We start from the raw sequence: 18,565 nt of genomic DNA on the forward strand, positions 1-18,565 counted from the left end.
GCCCTCGGCTCGCCCCGTTGATCATGAAGTTAGCGGCGACAAATAGGGCACCAAGTGCGGTCAACTTCATGATCGACCAGGGCAAAGGCGGGCAGGGCTGGGGCGGGCAGGGCTGGGGCGGGCAGGGCTGGGGCGGGCGGGCGGCGGCGCCAAGGCCGGGCGGCCGGCACCCTGGGGAGCGGTGGGTGGGCATCGGAAAGGCGACGGCCCCGGTGGCTTTCGCCTACCGGGGCCGTCGCCCTCGAACTGTGCGGACTTATGCGGCGTCGTCAGCGCCGGTGGCGGCGGTGCCGCCGAGGTCCGCCGGGACCGCGTCCGGCACGGCGTCCGGCCGGTCCGCGCCCCGGAAGACGAGCTTGGACTTGTCGATGTCCTCCGGGTCGCCCTCGCAGTCCACGACCACGATCTGACCCGGGGTCAGCTCGTTGAAGAGGATCCGCTCGGACAGGTTGTCCTCGATGTCGCGCTGGATCGTGCGGCGCAGCGGCCGCGCACCCAGCACCGGGTCGAAGCCCTTCTTCGCGAGGTACTTCTTCGCGTTGTCGGTCAGCTCCAGACCCATGTCCTTGTTCCGCAGCTGGGTCTCGATCCGGGCGATCATGATGTCGACGATCGACAGGATCTCCAGCTGACGCAGCTGGTGGAAGACGATGGTGTCGTCGATCCGGTTCAGGAACTCGGGCCGGAAGTGCTGCTTGAGCTCGTCGTTGACCTTCTGCTTCATCCGGTCGTAGTTCGACTCGGAGTCCTCAGAGGCCTGGAAGCCCAGCGAGACCGCCTTGGCGACGTCGCGCGTACCGAGGTTGGTTGTCAGGATGATGACCGTGTTCTTGAAGTCCACGATCCGGCCCTGGCCGTCGGTGAGGCGCCCGTCCTCCAGGATCTGGAGGAGCGTGTTGAACACGTCCGGGTGGGCCTTCTCGATCTCGTCGAAGAGGACCACCGAGAACGGCCGGCGACGCACCTTCTCGGTCAGCTGCCCGCCCTCGTCGTAGCCGACGTAGCCGGGAGGGGCACCGACGAGCCGGGACACCGTGTACCGGTCGTGGAACTCCGACATGTCCAGCTGGATGAGGGCGTCCTCGCTGCCGAACAGGAACTCGGCCAGCGCCTTGGACAGCTCGGTCTTACCGACACCGGACGGACCGGCGAAGATGAACGAGCCGGAGGGGCGCTTCGGGTCCTTCAGGCCGGCGCGGGTACGCCGGATCGCCTTCGAGACGGCCTTGACCGCGTCCTCCTGGCCGATGACGCGCTTGTGCAGCTCGTCCTCCATGCGCAGCAGGCGCGAGGTCTCCTCCTCGGTCAGCTTGTAGACCGGGATACCGGTCCAGTTGCCGAGCACCTCGGCGATCTGCTCGTCGTCGACCTCGCTGACGACGTCCAGGTCACCGGCCTTCCACTCCTTCTCCCGCTGAGCCTTCTGCCCCAGCAGCTGCTTCTCGGTGTCGCGCAGCTGGGCGGCCCGCTCGAAGTCCTGCGCGTCGATCGCGGACTCCTTGTCGCGGCGCACCTGGGCGATGCGCTCGTCGAAGTCGCGCAGGTCCGGCGGCGCGGTCATCCGGCGGATGCGCATCCGCGCGCCCGCCTCGTCGATCAGGTCGATCGCCTTGTCCGGCAGGAACCGGTCGGAGATGTACCGGTCGGCGAGCGTGGCGGCGGCGACCAGCGCGGCGTCGGTGATGGAGACGCGGTGGTGCGCCTCGTAGCGGTCCCGCAGGCCCTTGAGGATCTCGATGGTGTGGGCCAGCGACGGCTCACCCACCTGGATCGGCTGGAAACGACGCTCCAGAGCGGCGTCCTTCTCCAGGTGCTTGCGGTACTCGTCGAGCGTGGTGGCGCCGATGGTCTGCAGCTCACCACGGGCCAGCATCGGCTTGAGGATGCTGGCGGCGTCGATCGCGCCCTCGGCCGCACCCGCACCGACGAGGGTGTGGATCTCGTCGATGAACAGGATGATGTCGCCGCGCGTACGGATCTCCTTGAGCACCTTCTTCAGGCGCTCCTCGAAGTCACCGCGGTAGCGGGAACCGGCGACCAGGGCACCGAGGTCGAGGGTGTAGAGCTGCTTGTCCTTCAGCGTCTCGGGCACCTCGCCCTTGATGATCTTCTGGGACAGGCCCTCCACCACGGCGGTCTTGCCGACGCCGGGCTCACCGATCAGCACCGGGTTGTTCTTGGTGCGGCGGGACAGCACCTGCATGACCCGCTCGATCTCCTTCTCGCGCCCGATGACCGGGTCGAGCTTGCCCTCGCGGGCGGCCTGGGTCAGGTTGCGGCCGAACTGGTCCAGCACGAGGCTGGTCGACGGCGCGGCCTCACCCGGGGCGGCACCGGCGGCGGCCGGCTCCTTGCCCTGGTAGCCGGAGAGCAGCTGGATGACCTGCTGGCGCACCCGGTTCAGGTCGGCGCCCAGCTTCACCAGGACCTGGGCGGCGACGCCCTCGCCCTCGCGGATCAGGCCGAGCAGGATGTGCTCGGTGCCGATGTAGTTGTGGCCGAGCTGCAGCGCCTCGCGCAGCGACAGCTCCAGCACCTTCTTGGCCCGCGGCGTGAACGGGATGTGCCCGCTCGGCGCCTGCTGGCCCTGGCCGATGATCTCCTCGACCTGCTGGCGCACGCCCTCCAGGGAGATGCCGAGGCTCTCCAGGGCCTTGGCCGCGACACCCTCACCCTCGTGGATCAGGCCCAGCAGGATGTGTTCCGTACCGATGTAGTTGTGGTTGAGCATCCGGGCCTCTTCTTGGGCCAGGACGACAACCCGTCGCGCTCGGTCGGTGAACCGCTCGAACATGCCCTCGTGCTCCTCACGTGCCGTGCGCCTTGATGGTCAGATCTCGGCGGGGCCGGTGCGCGGACGTCCGGGACGGGCGTCCGTGCCTCCTTACTCTATCGCCGCGGACCGTCTTCGCTGAGGTCGTGTGCCCCCGCGAATGCCCGTTCCGACGTCGTTTCTGACAACCGTCCACGCTCAGGAGGTGTTCCGGGGCCCCTGCCTGTACGCGCAGAGCGAAATTCGACCGGCACCCGAACGGCCGGCCGAGTGGACCGGAGGCGGCAACCGATGCGTCCGCCGGGCCGTCCACAGCCTGTGGATGAAGTCTCCACCGCCTGTGGACAACCATCCCCGGCGGGGGTTTCTTCCCGTCCGCCGCGAGCGAGGGCGGCCCGGTGGGCCGGACCGGACATCCGGCACAGGGGCGACGGGAACGGGACGGCTGGGCGCAACCGTGACCCCGGTACGGAAACGGCGACGCCGGCCCGGAGTGGCACTCCGGTCCGGCGTCGCGTCGCCCGTGACGAGGGTGGGGTCAGTGCCCCGCCTTCGCGTGGTACTCGTCCACGATCTCCTGCGGGATCCGCCCCCGGTCGGAGATGTCCTTGCCGGCCTTCTTGGCCCACTCGCGGATGGCCCGGTTCTGCTCGCGGTCGGCGGTCGCGCCGCCCCGGCCCCGAGCGGCCCGGCCACCGACGACCACACCCCCGCGACCGACCTTCGTTCCGTTCGCGATGTACGGCGCGAATACGTCGCGCAATTTCCCGGCGTTGGAAGCGGAGAGGTCGATCTCGTACTGCACGCCGTCGAGCGCGAACTTGACGGTCTCGTCAGCGTCCCCGCCGTCCAGGTCATCGACCAGCTTGTGAATGATCTGCTTGGCCACGTCCCACATTCCTTTCGAGCAGGGTTGTACTCCTGCAATACACCGAGCACAATAACCCGTCCGGCGCTTGTTCCGTCAATAGGACGGGGTAACGAGCCGGAGAAGGCTTGCGGGGAGCACCTACTCGGGCCGGACCAACGGGAACAGGATCGTTTCCCGAATTCCGAGCCCCGTCAGTGCCATCAGCAGCCGGTCGATTCCCATTCCCATGCCGCCGGACGGCGGCATTCCGTACTCCATGGCCCGGAGAAAGTCCTCGTCCAGTCGCATCGCCTCGTCGTCGCCGCGCGCCGCGAGCTGCGCCTGGGCCACCAGCCGTTCCCGCTGCACGACCGGGTCGACCAGCTCCGAGTACGCGGTGCCCAGCTCGAATCCGAGCACGTAGAGGTCCCACTTCTCGGCCAGGCCCGGCTCGCTGCGGTGGGCCCGGGTCAACGGGCTGGTCTCCTCCGGGTAGTCCATGACGAACGTCGGCGCCCGAAGGGAAGGCACGACCAGTTCCTCGAACAACTCCTCGGCCAGCTTGCCCGGTCCCCACTTCGGGTCGACGGAGAGACCGACCTTGTCCGCGTACTCGACCAGGCGTGCCCTTTCGGTGCGGACGGTGACCTCCTCACCGAGCGCTTCGGAAAGAACACCGAACAGCGACACCGACCGCCACTCGCCGCCCAGATCGAACTCACGCCCGTCGGCGTGGGTCACCACCGTGGAGCCGGCGACCGCCACTGCGGCCTGCTGTACGAGATTTCGGGTCAGCTCGGCCATCGTGTGGTAGTCGCCGTACGCCTGGTACGCCTCCAGCATCGCGAACTCGGGCGAGTGCGAAGAGTCGATGCCCTCATTACGGAAGTTGCGGTTGATCTCGAAGACGCGGTCGACGCCACCGACCACCGCACGCTTGAGAAACAGTTCCGGCGCGATTCGCAGATACAGATCCGTGTCGAGCGCATTGCTGTGGGTCACGAATGGGCGGGCCGCCGCGCCGCCGTGCAGCAGTTGCAGCATCGGCGTCTCGACCTCGATGAAGTCCTGCCCGTGCAGGGTGTCGCGCAGACTGCGGACGGCGGTGGCCCGGGTGCGGACCATCTGCCGGGCCTGCGGGCGGACCACCAGGTCCACGTAGCGCTGGCGGACCCGGGACTCCTCGCTGAGCGGCTTGTGCGCCACCGGCAGCGGGCGCAGCGCCTTGGCGGTCACCGCCCACTCCTCGGCGAGAACGGACAGCTCGCCGCGCCGGCTGGTGATCACCTCGCCGGTCACGCCCACGTGGTCGCCGAGGTCGACCAGACGCTTCCAGTCCCCCAGCCGCTCGGCGCCGACCCGGTCCAGCGAGAGCATCGCCTGGACCTCGGTGCCGTCACCGTCCCGCAGCGTCGCGAAGCAGAGCTTGCCGGTGTTGCGAATGAAGATCACCCGGCCGGTGACCGAGGCCCGGTCGCCGGTGGCGGTGTCGGTGGGCAGGTCGCCGTAGCGCTCCCGCAGCTGCGCGAGCGTGGTGGTCCGCGGGAAACCCACCGGGTACGGCTCGACGCCCTCGGCGAGCATCCGGTCCCGCTTCTCCCGGCGGACCTTCATCTGCTCGGGAAGGTCGTCGGCGGGGTCTGTTGGCAGGGCGTTCTGCTCGGTCACGGCACGCTTCCTCAGGCCTTGGGGACATCGGCGGGGTCAGCACATGAGCGTACTCAAGCGCCGTGGCGGCCGTTACGGGATAACCTGCCCGCCATGACCGACCCCACTGCGGCGCTCTCGTTCGGTGCGGCCGCGGCCGAGTACGACCGTTTCCGTCCCCGTTATCCGGAGGCGGCGCTGCGCTGGGCGCTGGACGGACTGCTCGACGCGCAGGTCGTGGACCTCGGCGCCGGCACCGGCATCCTCACCCGGGGACTGCTGGCGCTGACCGGGCCGGTGGCGCACGTCGTACCCGTGGAACCGGATCCGGGGATGCGGGCGCAACTGGCCGCCGCCACGCCCGGCACGACGGCGCTCGCCGGCAGCGCCGAGGCGGTGCCGCTGCCGGACGGGTCGGCGGACGCGGTGCTGGCCGGGCAGGCCTACCACTGGTTCGACAGGGAGCGGGCGCACGCCGAGGTGGCCCGCGTGCTGCGCCCGGGCGGCACGTTCGCGCCGGTCTGGAACATCCGGGACGAGCGGGTCGGCTGGGTGGCGGAGCTGACCCGGATCGCCCACCTCGGCGACAACGCCGGCGACGTGACCCAGCGGTACGCGGACTTCGGCGCCGCCTTCACCGCTGTCGAGGTGGGCGAGTTCCCGCACGCCACCACGCTCACGCCGGACGAGGTGGTGGGCATGCTGCACACCCGCTCGTTCTGGCTGACCGCCGACACGGACGAGCGGCGGCGGGTCGACGCGGAGCTGGCGGAGCTGTTCGCCGGCCACCCCGACCTGGCCGGCCGGGACGCCGTGGAGCTGCCGTACCGCACGATGGTGCTCAGGGCGCGCCGGCGTTAAGAAGGGGCCCCTCCTCTACCGGAGGCGTTAACAGGGGGCCCTTCCTTGCACCTCAGACGTTGCGGTCGTAGACCATCCGCAGGCCGATCAGCGTGATCATCGGCTCGTGGTGGGTGATGGTGTGGCACTCGCCGAGCACCAGCGAGGCCAGGCCGCCGGTGGCGATGACCGCCTTCACGCCGCCCAGCTCCTCGGACATCCGCTCGACGATCCGGTCCACCTGGCCGGCGAAGCCGAAGTACAGCCCGGCCTGGAGGCACTCGACGGTGTTCTTGCCGATCACCGAGCGCGGGCGGGTCGCCTCCACCTTGCGCAGCTGGGCCGCGCGGGCGGCCAGCGCGTCGAAGGAGATCTCGATGCCGGGCGCGAACGCCCCGCCGAGGAACTCCCCACGGCTGCTGACCAGGTCGAAGTTGGTGGTGGTGCCGAAGTCGACGACGATCGACGGCCCGCCGTAGAGCGTGTACGCGGCCAGCGTGTTCACCACCCGGTCCGCGCCCACCTCCTTCGGGTTGTCGATGGCGAGCTGCACGCCCGTCCGGACGCCCGGCTCGACGATCACGCTGGGCAGGTCCGCGTAGTACCTGTCGAGCATGGTGCGCAGCGAGCGCAGCGCGGCCGGCACGGTCGAGCAGGCGGCCACGCCGGTGATCTCCACGGCGTCCCCGGCGAGCAGTCCACGGAACATCAGACCCAGCTCGTCCGCTGTGGAGCGGGCGTCGGTCTTGATCCGCCACGAATGCACCAGCTTGTCGCCGTCGAAGGTCGCCAGCACGGTGTTCGTGTTTCCGATGTCGATGCAGAGCAGCACAGCGGCAGCCTAGACGTCACGCAGGTCGAGGGCGATGTCCAGGATCGGCGAGGAGTGGGTGAGCGCGCCGACCGAGAGGAAGTCGACGCCCGTCGCGCCGTACTCGGCGGCCATCGGCAGCGTCAGCCCTCCGGTGGCCTCCAGTTCCGCCCGGTCGCCCACCGACGCCACCACCTCGCGCAGCTGCGCCGGGGTCATGTTGTCCAGCAGCAGGAACCGCGCCCCCGCCTCGACCGCCTCCACCGCCTCGGCCGGCGTGTCCACCTCCACCTGCACCGCGACGTCGGGGAACGCCTCCCGGACCCGGCGGAACGCGGCAGCGATCCCGCCCGCGGCGACCTTGTGGTTGTCCTTGATCATGGCGACGTCGTACAGGCCCATCCGCTTGTTGGTGCCGCCACCGGCCCGGACCGCGTACTTCTCCAGTGCCCGCAGGCCCGGCGTGGTCTTGCGGGTGTCCAGCACCATCGCCTTCGTGCCGGCCAGCGCGTCGGCCCAGGCCCGGGTGTGCGTCGCCACCCCGGACATGCGGGACAGCAGGTTCAGCGCCGTCCGCTCGGCGGTCAGCAGCAGCCGGGTCGGCCCGGTCACGGTGGCCAGCACGTCGCCGCGCGCCACCCGCTGCCCGTCGTGAGCCACGAGCGAGACCTCGACCGTACGCCCCGCGCCGGTGACCTCGCCGACCAGCTCGAACACGGCGGCGGCGACGGGCAGCCCGGCCACCACGCCGTCGGCGCGCGCCACCAGATCGGCCGTGTCGTGCTGGTCGTCAGGGATGGTGGCCACGCTCGTCACGTCGAGGAAGCCGGGCCCCAGATCCTCGTGCAGCGTGTCGACGATGACGTGCCGGACCCGCTCCGGGTCCAGGCCGCCGTCCCGCAGCGCCCGCTCCGTCGACTCCCTCATGACTGGTTCTCCTCCCAGCGCTCGGCCACCCGGCCGTCCGTACCCACCTCGGCCACCAGGTGGCCCAGCCACCGCTCGTCGGCCGCCGGGAAGTCCTCCCGCCAGTGGCAGCCCCGCGTCTCCTGGCGCGCGTACGCGGCGGCGACCAGCGTCGACGCCACAGTCAGCAGGTTCGTCGCCTCCCAGTCGGCGGTACGCGGCACGCCCCGGCCCGCGCCCAGCCCGGTGAGCGTGGCGGCGGTGGCCTCCAGCGTCTGCGCCGACCGGAGCACTCCCGCGCCCCGCGTCATCGCCCGTTGCAGCTCCGCCGTACCGGCCGCCGGCACCAGCGCGCCCGGACCGCCCACCCAGGCGCCGGTCTCCGCCGGGCGGGCCTGCTCGGGCAGCCCGGCGGCGATGTCCTCGGCGATCCGGCGGGAGAAGACCAGCCCCTCCAGCAGCGAGTTGCTGGCGAGCCGGTTGGCGCCGTGCACGCCGGTGCAGGCGACCTCGCCGCACGCGTACAGGCCGGGGATGGAGGTGCGCCCCCGCAGGTCGGTCCGGACGCCGCCGGAGGCGTAGTGCGCGGCCGGCGCGACCGGGATCAGGTCGGTCGCCGGGTCCACGCCGATGGCCAGGCAGGACGCCACGATGGTGGGGAACCGCCGGGCGAGGAAGTCGCCGCCCAGGTGCCGGGCGTCCAGGAAGACGTGGTCGGCGCCGGACGCGAGCAGCACCCGGTGGATGCCCTTGGCGACCACGTCCCGGGGCGCCAGCTCGGCCAGTTCGTGCTGGCCGACCATGAACCGCTTGCCGTCGCCGTCGACCAGGTGCGCACCCTCGCCGCGCAGCGCCTCGGAGACCAGCGGCTGCTGGGCCAGCCCCGCGCCCGGCCCACCGGCCGGCACGATGAGCGCGGTCGGGTGGAACTGGACGAACTCCACGTCGGTGACTGCAGCGCCCGCGCGCAGCGCCAGCGCCACCCCGTCCCCGGTGGAGACCGCCGGGTTGGTGGTGGCGGCGAAGACCTGCCCCATCCCGCCGGTGGCCAGCACCACCGCGCGGCCGAGGATCGCGCCGACGCCGTCCTCGCTGCCCTCGCCGAGCACGTGCAGCGTGATCCCGCAGGCCGGGCCGAGCCCGCCCGGCCCGTCGCCGGGAGCGCGCAGCAGGTCCAGCACCAGCGCGTGCTCGACCAGCCGGATCCACGGATCGCGGCGGACCGCGTCGTGCAGCGCCCGCTGCACCTCCGCACCGGTGGCGTCGCCGCCCGCGTGCACGATCCGGTCGGCCCGGTGGCCGCCCTCCCGGGTCAGCATCAGCGAGCCGTCCGGGTTGCGGTCGAACTCCGCCCCGATCCGCATCAGCTCACGCAGCCGGGTCGGCCCCTCGGCCACCAGTGCACGGACCGCCGCCGGGTCGCAGAGGCCGACGCCGGCGACCTCCGTGTCGTACGCGTGCGCGTCCGGCGTGTCCGCCGGGTCCAGCACGGCGGCGATCCCGCCCTGCGCCCAGCGGGTCGAGCCCTCGTCCATGTCGACCTTGGTGACCACCGTGACGTGCAGGCCGGCCTCGCGCAGGTGCAGCGCGGCGGTCAACCCGGCCACGCCGGAGCCGACCACGATCACGTCTGTCGTCTCCACCCAGCCGGGGGCGGGCGCGGCGAGCAGCCGGGGCAGCGCCGGCAGGTCGACGGTCGGTAGGTCCATGAGCACAGTCAACCCGAAGCGCACTCGGCTCGGGCGCGGGGGGCGTGACGAGTGCGGTCCGCTACCTCGTCCGGCGCGGGAGGCCGGCCGGTCCGGCGCCCTTGAGCGAGGTGGTGACCGTACGGTCGCTGAGCCACAGGTAGCAGCGGACGCCCCGGTCGCCGACCGCCCAGCGACCGGCAGCGGGCGGACGGACCACCACGTCGCTGCGGTAGCGCAGGAGCCCGTCGGCCGGCACCCCGGCGTACCGGGCGATCACGCCGAAGCAGCCGTCGTAGAGCGGCACCCAGTCCTCCGGCTTCTTCGGGTACGGGCGGTCCGGCGCGGCCCACACGCCGACGAACTCGGCGTCGTGCGCGGCAGCACAGTCGACCGGGTTGAGCCGCTCCACGCGGTTCGTGTCCCGCACCGAGCGCTGGCAGCCCAGCCGCAGCGGGGAGGGCGTCTTGAGCGCGTCGCGCAGGCTGCCCGTCCGGGTGACCACGGTGGCCGCCGCCTCGACGGTGGTCAGCTCGGTCAGGTCGCACCGGTACCAGCGGGAGCCCGCCGTCCAGCCGGCACCCGTCGGCACCGCCACTGCCAGCCGGAGCCGCCCGGCGCGCCAGTCGTCACCCACGTACCCGGTGGCCCGCTTGTCGCAGTCGGCGAACGCGGTACGCAGCTCGGGCGAGGCGAGCGGCGGCGGGGTGGGCCGGTCGGTGGTGAACGCCCCGACGTGCACGGTCTCCACCCGGTGCGGCAGCTCGCAGCCGACCGGCGCGTACGCGGCCAGGCCGACGCTCGCTGTGAAGTCGGCGACCTGGCAGACCCCGGCCGCCGGGGTGAACGGCCCGGGTGCGGCCATCGCGGCCCAGTCGTCGGTGAGGTCGCCGTCCAGACCGCCGGCGCCGGCGCAGCCGGTCAGGGCGGCGCTCGCGACCATCGCGGCGACCAGGAAGCTCATCGCACGGCGCATCGCGGCCTCCCCCAGCCGACGACCGTCGATCCCCGACGGTCCGCCCAGGGTAGCCGAAAATGACCTTCCGGTGACAGACCGCGTTTCCCGCCCGTCCGCCCCGTCGATCTTGCACTAGCCGCCCTCGCAAACCCGACAAAAGGGGCGACGAGGGGGCCGCAACTGCAAGATCAACGGTGAGACGCGGCGGCGAGGGGGTTGGGGACGGGGGCGCCTGCGGTGCCGGGGGCCGCGGTCGCCGGGTCCGCCGAGAGGTCGACGACCTTGTTGTCGGCGTCGACGTGCACCACCCGGGGGCGGTACGCGCGGGCCTCGGCGTCGTCCATCTGCCCGTACGAGATCAGGATGACCAGGTCACCGGGGTGCACCAGGTGCGCGGCGGCGCCGTTGATGCCGATCACGCCGCTGCCCCGCTGCCCCGGGATCACGTACGTCTCCAGCCGGGCGCCGTTGGTGATGTCCACGATCGCGACCTGCTCGCCGGGGATCAGGTCCGCCGCGTCGAGCAGGTCCTCGTCCACAGTCACCGAGCCGACGTAGTGCAGGTCGGCCTGGGTCACGGTGGCCCGATGGATCTTCGACTTGAGCATGGTCCGCAGCATCGGGGTGCCTTTCCGCATTCGTGGTGGAGTTCAGGGACGCGGCGCGAGGTGGATCGCCGTGTTGTCGATCAGACGGGTGGCGCCGACCCAGGCCGCGATCAGCAGCCGGGCCGGGCCGGCGACCGGGCCGGGTTCCAGCTCGGTGTCGGTGAGCACCAGGTAGTCCAGGCGCGCGTCCGGCGCGTCGAAGGCCCGGTGCGCGGCGGCCAGCACCGCGCCCGCGTCCTCACCCCGCTCGGCCGCCGTCGCGCCGGCCCGCAACGCGGCGGACAGGCTCAGCGCGGTCTCCCGCTCGGGCGCCGACAGGTACCGGTTGCGGCTGGACATGGCCAGCCCGTCCGGTTCCCGTACGGTCGGCACGCCGACGATCTCGGCCGGCACGTCGAGGTCGCGGACCATCCGGCGGACCAGGGTGAGCTGCTGGTAGTCCTTCTCGCCGAAGAACGCCAGGTCGGGGCGGGTGAGCTGGATCAGCTTCATCACCACGGTGAGCACGCCGTGGAAGAAGCCGGGACGGCTGAGGCCCTCCAGGTCCTCGCCGAGCGGACCCGGGTCGAGCCGCACCGTCGGGCGGCCCTCCGGGTACATCTCGGTCACCGAGGGCGCGAACACCACATCCACCCCGGCCCGGCGGCAGATCTCCAGGTCGGAGTCGAGCGTGCGCGGGTAGCGGTCGAAGTCCTCGTTCGGGCCGAACTGCAGCGGGTTCACGAAGATCGTGACGATGACGTGGCCGGCGCGCTCGCGGGCGGCCCGCAGCAGCGCCTCGTGCCCGGCGTGCAGCGCGCCCATGGTCATCACCACGCCGACCGGGCCGGCCATCGCCTCGCGGGCGGCCGCCAGTTCCTTGCGCGTGTGCAGCACCTCGGCCATCAGGCCGCCACCTCGATTCCGTCGAGCACGTTGCGCAGCGCGGCCGCGTCCGCCGGGCGAAGGCGGCCGACCGCGACGGCACGGTCCGCCGTCCGTCGTGCCAACGCCAGATACGCGGGTACGGATTCCGGCGCGGTCCGCGCCAGCCGGTCCAGATGCCGGCGTACGGTGCCCGCGTCGCCGCGCGACACCGGGCCGGTGAGCGCGTCGTCGCCCAGCCGCAGCGCGTTCTCCAGGGCGGCCCGCAGCAGCGGGGCGAGCACCTTCTCCGGCCGCTCCACCCCGGCGTCACGCAGCCGGTCGGCGGCCTCGTTGACGAGCGTCACCAGGTGGTTCGCGCCGTGCGCGAGGGCCGCGTGGTAGAGCGGCCGGTCGTTCTCACCGACCCACTCCGGTACGCCGCCCAGGTCGGCCACCAGCCGGGCCGCGAACGGGCGCAGCTCGGCCGGGGCGGTCACCCCGTAGGAGATGCCGGGCAGGCGGGACAGGTCGTCCGGCGTACCGGTGAAGGTCATCGCCGGGTGCAGCGCGAGCGGCCGGGCGCCCGCCTCGACGGCCGGGGCCAGCGCGGCGAGCCCGTGCGCGCCGGACGTGTGCGCCACCACCTGGCCGGGGCGCAGCGCGCCGCTCGCGGCCAGGTCCGCTACCACGCCCGCGAGCGCGTCGTCCGGGACCGCGACGATCAGCAGGTCGGCGGCGGCACGCGCCACGGCGGACGCGGAGCGGTGCGGGGTCTGCGGCAGCAGCAGCGCCAGCCGGGCCTTCGTCGCGCCCGAGGCGCCGGATGCGGCGACCACCCGGTGACCGGCTGCGGCGAGGGCCGCGCCCAGCACGGCGCCGACCCGGCCGGCGCCGAGGACGCCGACGGCGAGGGTACGCGGGAAGACGAGCGGGGCAGCGGTGGCCCGGGGGCGCAGCGGTGCGCTCATGGCAGCGATCCAGTCCTCGAAGGGGGTACCGGTCGATGGCAAGTATGCGCCCGGGTGACAGACCCGAAACAAGAAGGTGTGAAAACCTTCACCGACCGCCGGAAGCCGCTGCTGCGGTGGCGGGCAAACCGCCCGTTCGGGTACGTCCCGTAGGGTCGGCCCGGTGACCTCCCCGCTGCGCTGGCGCGACGCGATGGAGCGGGCGCTGTACGGGCCGGACGGCTTCTTCGTCTCCGGTGCCGGGCCCGCCGCGCACTTCCGCACGAGCGTGCACGCCTCGCCCGTCTTCACCGCCTGCGTGCTGCGGCAGCTCGAGACGGTGGACGCGGCGCTGGGCCACCCGGCCCGGCTGGACGTGGTGGACGTGGGCGCGGGCCGGGGCGAACTGCTCCGGGCGCTGCTGGCGCAGGCCGCACCCGAGCTGGCCGCCCGGCTCCACCCGGTAGCCGTGGAACGGGCCACCCGCCCGCCGGACCTGCCGCCGGAGATCGCCTGGCGCCCCGACATCCCCGACGGCATCACCGGCCTGCTCCTGGCGACGGAATGGCTGGACAACGTCCCAGTGGACGTGGCGGTCCACACCCCCGAGGGCTGGCGCCTCCTCCTGGTGAACCCGAAAACCGGCGAGGAGACGATCGGCCCGCCCCCGTCCCCCACCGACACCACCTGGCTCACCCACTGGTGGCCCTCGGCCGCCCCGCCCAACGCCCCGGTGATCAAGGAGTTTGTGGCCTCGGAGGGCCCGGATCAGGACACAAACTCCTTGATCAACGGGGCGGGTGAGGGCGAGGGCGGGGGCGGTTGGAGGGCGGAGATCGGGTGGTCGCGGGATCTGGCCTGGGCTGAGGCTGTGGGAAAGGTGGCGCGAGGGCTGGCGCTCGCCGTGGACTACGGGCATCTGCGGGACTCGCGTCCTGCCGACGGGACGCTCACCGGATATCGGGGTGGGCGGCAGGTGCCGCCGGTCCCGGACGGGTCGTGCGACGTGACGGCGCACGTCGCCATGGACTCGGTCGCCTCCGCCGGTGAGCGGGTCGCGCGGTGCGCGTACTCCCTGGTCTCACAACGCGAGGCGCTGCGGGCACTCGGGGCCGACGGCGGGCGACCACCACTGAGCCTGGCCGGTCGCGACCCGGCCGGCTACCTGCGGGCGCTGGCCGCCGCGTCGGCGGCGGCCGAACTGACCGACCCGGCCGGGCTCGGCGGGCACCTGTGGCTGCGGCAGCCGGTCGGCGTCGCGCTCGACGCGGTCGTGGCACGATGACGGGCATGACCACGGACGCCGCCGACCTCCGCGAGCTGACAGTCGGTACCGGCGCCGGCGGTGAGCAGCTCGGCACCGACATGGTGCTCAACATCGGGCCGCAACACCCCTCGACGCACGGCGTGCTGCGGCTGAAGCTGGTGCTCGACGGGGAGCGGGTGGTCGCCGCCGAGCCGATCGTCGGCTACATGCACCGGGGGGCGGAGAAGCTCTTCGAGGTACGCGACTACCGGCAGATCATCGTGCTGGCGAACCGGCACGACTGGCTGTCGGCGTTCTCCAACGAGCTGGGCGTGGTGCTCGCCGTCGAGCGGCTGATGGGCATGGAGGTGCCGGAACGCGCCACCTGGCTGCGGATGGCGCTGGCCGAGCTGAACCGGGTGCTCAACCACCTGATGTTCCTCGGCTCGTACCCGCTGGAGATCGGCGCGATCACGCCGATGTTCTACGCGTTCCGGGAACGGGAGACCATCCAGGCCGTGATGGAGGAGGTCTCCGGCGGCCGGATCCACTACATGTTCAACCGGGTCGGCGGCCTGAAGGAGGAGGTGCCGTCCGGCTGGACCGGGCGCGCCCGCGCCGCCATCGCCGAGGTACGCCGCCGGATGCCCGACCTGGACAACCTGATCCGGCGCAACGAGATCTTCCTGGCCCGTACCGTCGGCGTCGGTGTGCTCTCCGCCGCCGACGCCGCCGCGTTCGGCGCGTCCGGGCCGGTCGCCCGCGCCTCCGGCCTCGACCTCGACCTGCGCCGCGACGAGCCGTACCTGGCCTACGACCAGCTCGACGTGCCCGTGGTGACGAAGACCGCCGGTGACTGTCACGCCCGCTTCGAGGTGCTGCTCGACCAGGTGTACGTCTCGCTCGACCTCGCCGAGCAGTGCCTGGACCGGGTGGACCGGATCAGCGGGCCGGTGAACACCCGCCTGCCGAAGGTGCTGAAGGCGCCCGAGGGGCACACGTACGCCTGGACCGAGAACCCGCTCGGCATCAACGGCTACTATCTGGTGTCCCGGGGCGAGAAGACGCCGTGGCGGATGAAGCTGCGCACCGCCTCGTACGCGAACGTGCAGGCGCTGTCGTCGCTGCTGCCCGGCTGCCTGGTGCCGGACCTGATCGCCATCCTCGGCTCGATGTTCTTCGTGGTGGGCGACATCGACAAGTAGCCGGCGGGGTCAGCGCCAGCGGTCGGCGGTGTCCCGATACGGCTCGCCGTGTCCACCGCGCTCCGGGCTGCGCCACTCCGGTTCCGCCGGCCGCCATTCCGGCTCGGGCCGACGCCACTGCGACTCGCTCTGCCGCGTCTCCGGCTGACGCCACTCGGGCTCGACCTGACGCCACTCCGGTTCCGGCTGACGCCACTCCGGTTCGGGCTGACGCCACTCCGGCTCGGGCTGACGCCATTCCGGGGGTGGCTGGCGCCATTCCGCCTGGCCGCTGCGCTGCGTCGGTGGCCGCCACTCGTCCGGCACCGGCACACCGCCGGCCGGCAGCGCCGGGTGGCTCTCCCCGGACCAGCGGGCGTCCGGTCTGTCCGGTCCGCTCTCGTCCGGTCCACCGCCGCGTACTGAGGCCCACCGGTCCTCGACCCGGTACTCCGTGCCGCCGCCGTCGGCGTGCACTGCGGCCCGCCGTTCCCCGAGGCGGATCTCCCGGCCCGCGCCGTCGTCACGGACCGCGGCCCACCGGTTGCCGGCACGCATCTCGGACCACTGGTCGCCGTCGGTGCCCGCCCGGCCGGGCGGCACGTCCGGTACGCCCGCTGCGGCCGCGGGCCAGGCGCCCGCCGCCCGGCCGGCCCGGTCGTCACCGCCGCCGGACCAGGGCCGCTGCTCCTCCGCCGCCGTCCGGCCCTGCTCGCTCGACCAGCCGCCCCCGGCGGTACGCCCGGACCAGCCCTGTTCCCCGGCAGCGGCCCGGCCGACACCTGCCCATGGATGCTCGGCACCGGGACGCCCGGGGTCGGTCCACGAGTGCCCGTCGTCGCCGGAGCCGGCACCCCAGCCGCCGTCGTCCGACCCGGCGCGGCGGCCCGGCCGGTCGCCCGGGTCGCGGTGTCCCGCGTGCCGGTGGTCGGCCGCGTCCGCGCCCCGGGACCGGTCCTCGTCCGGCCAGCCGCCGGGGAATCCGCCGTACCGGGTGCCGGTCGGCTCACCGCCGACGATCGTGTGCCGGGTGGTGACGTGCACCGTCTCGGTGTGGTGGACCACGCCGACCGGGCGGGTCTCCGGCCGGGCCACCGGCTCGGACACCCGCGCCGCGCCGTACACCCCGCTCGCGGGCCGGTCCGGACGTACGGTGGCCCGCGCCGCCGGTTCGGCGTCGTGCCGACCGGTCCGTGCCGGTTCGGAGTCGTAGCGACCGGCCCGGGGCTGTTCGGTTTCGTAGTGGTCCGCCCGGGGCGACTCAGCGCCGTAGCGGCTGGTCCGGAGCGGTTCGGAGTCGTAGTGGCCCACCCCAGGCGAGTCGGCGTCGTAGTGGCCGGTCCGGGACGGCTCGGCCTCGTATCGGCCCGTCCGGGACGGGTCCGGGGTGTGGTGGCCCGTCCGGGACGGCTCAGCGGCGTAGTGGCCCGTCCGGGACGCGTCGGCGTCGGTTCCGTAGCCGCCTCCGGGGTACGCCGGCCGGGCCGGTTCGTCGTCGTCCCGGCCGACCGGTTGCGGCCGGCCGACGTCGGGCGTGCCGGCGCCCGGCACCCGGGCCGCACCGCTCGGGCGCTCCGGCGCCGACGCCAGGGCGGACACGGGCGCGGAGGCCAGTCCGGCGGCGGCCGCGTCGAGCCGGTGCCGTACCGCGCCGGCCACCTCCTCGGCCCGTCGTGCCTGGTCGAGCGCCTGGTTGCCGCGCTGGGCGGCGGCCACGATCTCGGCCCGCAACTCCCGCCGCAGCTGCGCCAGCTCCTCGCGCATCTCCTCGGACGCCGCGCCCTCGGAACCGCTCTCCGGCCGCAGCGCGATGGACAGACCGATGAGCACGACCGCGAGGATCGCCAGGACCGCGCCGAACCGGAGCGAGCCGTTGCCGTCGGCGATCAGCAGGATGAGCGCGGCCAGGGGCGCCAGCCCCACACCGACCCAGAACAGGACGGTGAGCAGGGCGGGCGTGCTCTTGTCGGCGGGCGCGACCGAGGCTGGCATGGCTGAGCAGAGTACCGAGAGTTCCACCGGAGGGGAACGGGTCGGCGCCACCCGATGAGCGGCCCGCCGAACGGGCTGCCCGTGCCGCCGGCCGGCACGCGTGGCGCCGGCCGGCGGTGCTACGTCAGCTCGTGGCCAGCGCCGCGTCGGAGGAGAAGACCAGGCCGACGCTCGCCGAGCCGGTCTTCAGCGCGTTCTTGGTCTGCGGGCCGCCCGCGTCCAGCGAGCTGAACGAGCCGGCCTTGAAGTCGTAGACCTCGACCAGACCGGCCTGGCACTTCGGCCGCTGCGGGCACTCCGGCGGCCCGGCCAGCACGGTGGCCTGGCCGGAGCACTTGGCGGCCAGGTCGGAGAGCGTGGACACGCCGTACTTGTCGGCGAACGCCTTGGTGACCGCGAACGCGTTCTGGTCCTGCGCCTGGGACGGCTGGCCGAAGACCAGGCCGGCCTTGTCACCCTCGGTCTTCAGCGCCGCGACCGTCTTGTCCAGCTCCGGCGAGGAGACGGGCTGGGCGTCCTTGCCGTTGGCCTTGGTGTTGAGGAACTCCGCCATGGTGGCGGCGTACTCCGGGACGACCTGGATCTGGCCCTTCTCCAGGGCCGGCTCGTAGAGCTCCCGGTTGCCGATGGTCTGCACCTTGACCTGGTAGCCGGCCGCGGTGAGCGCGATCTTGTAGAGCTCGGCGATGGTCTGGCTCTCGCTGAAGTTGCCGGCGCCGACGGTGATCTGACCGCCCGGGCCCTTCTCGATCCCGTCGGTCACGCCGTTGGCGGAGGCGAACTCCTGCGCCGCGACCTGGGGCGTCTTGCGGTCGACGTCGACCGCCCGGTTGAGCTGGATCAGCTTCGGGGTGTCGAGCTTCGCGGAGACCTTGTCCAGCGCGGCGACGAGCTGCGGCGTGGCCGCCTTCGCGTTGATCGCCGGGATGACGTTGTCGGTGTTCTGGAGCTTCTTGTCGTCGGTCAGGACGACGAGCTGGTCACCGGCCACCGGTGCACAGCCAGCCCCCGAGGCGCCCTGCTCGGGGGCGTCGGTGCCGGACGAGCCGGCGTCGCCGCAGCCGGTGAGGAGAACAGCCGCAGTGAGTGCGCCGAGCGCCCCCGCGGCCAGTGTCGTACGCGCGCGCATCAGTGCCCGCCTTCCGTGTCCCGGCGCGACCCCCTCGGGCCGGCCGCGTGTCCGACGGGCGATCCGGACGGCCACCCGCGACTCCAGCCAATATCCTCCGGACCCGACCGACAAACTCGGAGCGGTTTTCGTCATCCGAT

General features: G+C 72.8%; 15 protein-coding genes. 3 read left to right on the forward strand and 12 right to left on the reverse strand.

The window, feature by feature from the left end:
* Positions 1–256: 256 nt before the first annotated feature.
* The 3 genes from IF06_RS0124010 to lysS all read right to left on the reverse strand — a co-directional run bounded on the left by IF06_RS0124010 (position 257) and on the right by lysS (position 5,291).
* Positions 257–2,794 (reverse strand): ATP-dependent Clp protease ATP-binding subunit, encoded by a 2,538-nt coding sequence (locus IF06_RS0124010; protein WP_013288951.1) that lies wholly within the window; start codon positions 2,792–2,794, stop codon positions 257–259.
* Positions 2,795–3,311: 517 nt separating this feature from the next.
* Positions 3,312–3,662, reverse strand: a complete 351-nt coding sequence (locus IF06_RS0124015; protein WP_013288952.1) for a histone-like nucleoid-structuring protein Lsr2 — start codon at positions 3,660–3,662, stop codon at positions 3,312–3,314.
* 120 nt (positions 3,663–3,782) lie between these two features.
* On the reverse strand, positions 3,783–5,291 hold the full coding sequence (gene lysS / locus IF06_RS0124020) for a lysine--tRNA ligase (RefSeq protein WP_030273703.1): 1,509 nt from the start codon (positions 5,289–5,291) through the stop codon (positions 3,783–3,785).
* Positions 5,292–5,384: 93 nt separating this feature from the next.
* On the opposite strand from lysS, the gene IF06_RS0124025 reads away from it, so the two are divergent.
* Positions 5,385–6,131 (forward strand): class I SAM-dependent methyltransferase, encoded by a 747-nt coding sequence (locus IF06_RS0124025; RefSeq protein WP_030273704.1) that lies wholly within the window; start codon positions 5,385–5,387, stop codon positions 6,129–6,131.
* 52 nt (positions 6,132–6,183) lie between these two features.
* Here IF06_RS0124025 and IF06_RS0124030 read toward each other — a convergent pair whose 3' ends face one another.
* The 7 genes from IF06_RS0124030 to IF06_RS0124060 all read right to left on the reverse strand — a co-directional run bounded on the left by IF06_RS0124030 (position 6,184) and on the right by IF06_RS0124060 (position 12,895).
* On the reverse strand, positions 6,184–6,942 hold the full coding sequence (locus tag IF06_RS0124030; RefSeq protein ID WP_013288955.1) for a type III pantothenate kinase: 759 nt from the start codon (positions 6,940–6,942) through the stop codon (positions 6,184–6,186).
* 9 nt (positions 6,943–6,951) lie between these two features.
* A complete protein-coding gene (gene nadC / locus IF06_RS0124035) occupies positions 6,952–7,848 on the reverse strand; it encodes a carboxylating nicotinate-nucleotide diphosphorylase (protein WP_030273705.1) in 897 nt (298 codons plus the stop codon).
* Complete coding sequence (locus IF06_RS0124040; protein ID WP_030273708.1) at positions 7,845–9,536, reverse strand: L-aspartate oxidase; 1,692 nt, start codon at positions 9,534–9,536, stop codon at positions 7,845–7,847. Before IF06_RS0124040 ends, nadC begins: the two co-directional genes overlap by 4 nt.
* A 61-nt stretch (positions 9,537–9,597) precedes the next feature.
* Complete coding sequence (locus IF06_RS0124045) at positions 9,598–10,491, reverse strand: septum formation family protein (protein WP_030273710.1); 894 nt, start codon at positions 10,489–10,491, stop codon at positions 9,598–9,600.
* A gap of 170 nt (positions 10,492–10,661) precedes the next feature.
* Positions 10,662–11,093 carry an aspartate 1-decarboxylase gene (panD, locus tag IF06_RS0124050; RefSeq protein ID WP_013475013.1) on the reverse strand — a complete coding sequence of 144 codons (432 nt, stop codon included), beginning with the start codon at positions 11,091–11,093 and terminating at the stop codon, positions 10,662–10,664.
* A 30-nt stretch (positions 11,094–11,123) separates the two neighbouring features.
* Positions 11,124–11,966, reverse strand: a complete 843-nt coding sequence (panC, locus tag IF06_RS0124055) for a pantoate--beta-alanine ligase (RefSeq protein WP_030273712.1) — start codon at positions 11,964–11,966, stop codon at positions 11,124–11,126.
* A complete protein-coding gene (locus IF06_RS0124060; protein ID WP_030273714.1) occupies positions 11,966–12,895 on the reverse strand; it encodes a Rossmann-like and DUF2520 domain-containing protein in 930 nt (309 codons plus the stop codon). The genes panC and IF06_RS0124060 overlap by 1 nt, the downstream gene beginning before the upstream one ends.
* A 193-nt stretch (positions 12,896–13,088) precedes the next feature.
* Here IF06_RS0124060 and IF06_RS0124075 point away from each other — a divergent pair, with 193 nt between their 5' ends.
* Complete coding sequence (locus tag IF06_RS0124075) at positions 13,089–14,159, forward strand: SAM-dependent methyltransferase (protein WP_052166212.1); 1,071 nt, start codon at positions 13,089–13,091, stop codon at positions 14,157–14,159.
* A complete protein-coding gene (locus IF06_RS0124080) occupies positions 14,156–15,325 on the forward strand; it encodes an NADH-quinone oxidoreductase subunit D (protein WP_013288963.1) in 1,170 nt (389 codons plus the stop codon). The genes IF06_RS0124075 and IF06_RS0124080 overlap by 4 nt, the downstream gene beginning before the upstream one ends.
* A 9-nt stretch (positions 15,326–15,334) precedes the next feature.
* On the opposite strand, the gene IF06_RS0124085 is transcribed toward IF06_RS0124080, so the two are convergent.
* Both IF06_RS0124085 and IF06_RS0124090 read right to left on the reverse strand, forming a co-directional pair.
* Positions 15,335–17,296, reverse strand: a complete 1,962-nt coding sequence (locus IF06_RS0124085; RefSeq protein ID WP_030273720.1) for a hypothetical protein — start codon at positions 17,294–17,296, stop codon at positions 15,335–15,337.
* A gap of 124 nt (positions 17,297–17,420) precedes the next feature.
* Positions 17,421–18,425 (reverse strand): glycine betaine ABC transporter substrate-binding protein, encoded by a 1,005-nt coding sequence (locus tag IF06_RS0124090; RefSeq protein ID WP_013288965.1) that lies wholly within the window; start codon positions 18,423–18,425, stop codon positions 17,421–17,423.
* Between the last annotated feature and the right edge of the window lie 140 nt (positions 18,426–18,565).

It is taken from the genome of Micromonospora globosa (assembly GCF_000717585.1).
In the GTDB taxonomy this organism is placed as follows: Bacteria; Actinomycetota; Actinomycetes; order Mycobacteriales; family Micromonosporaceae; genus Micromonospora; species Micromonospora aurantiaca.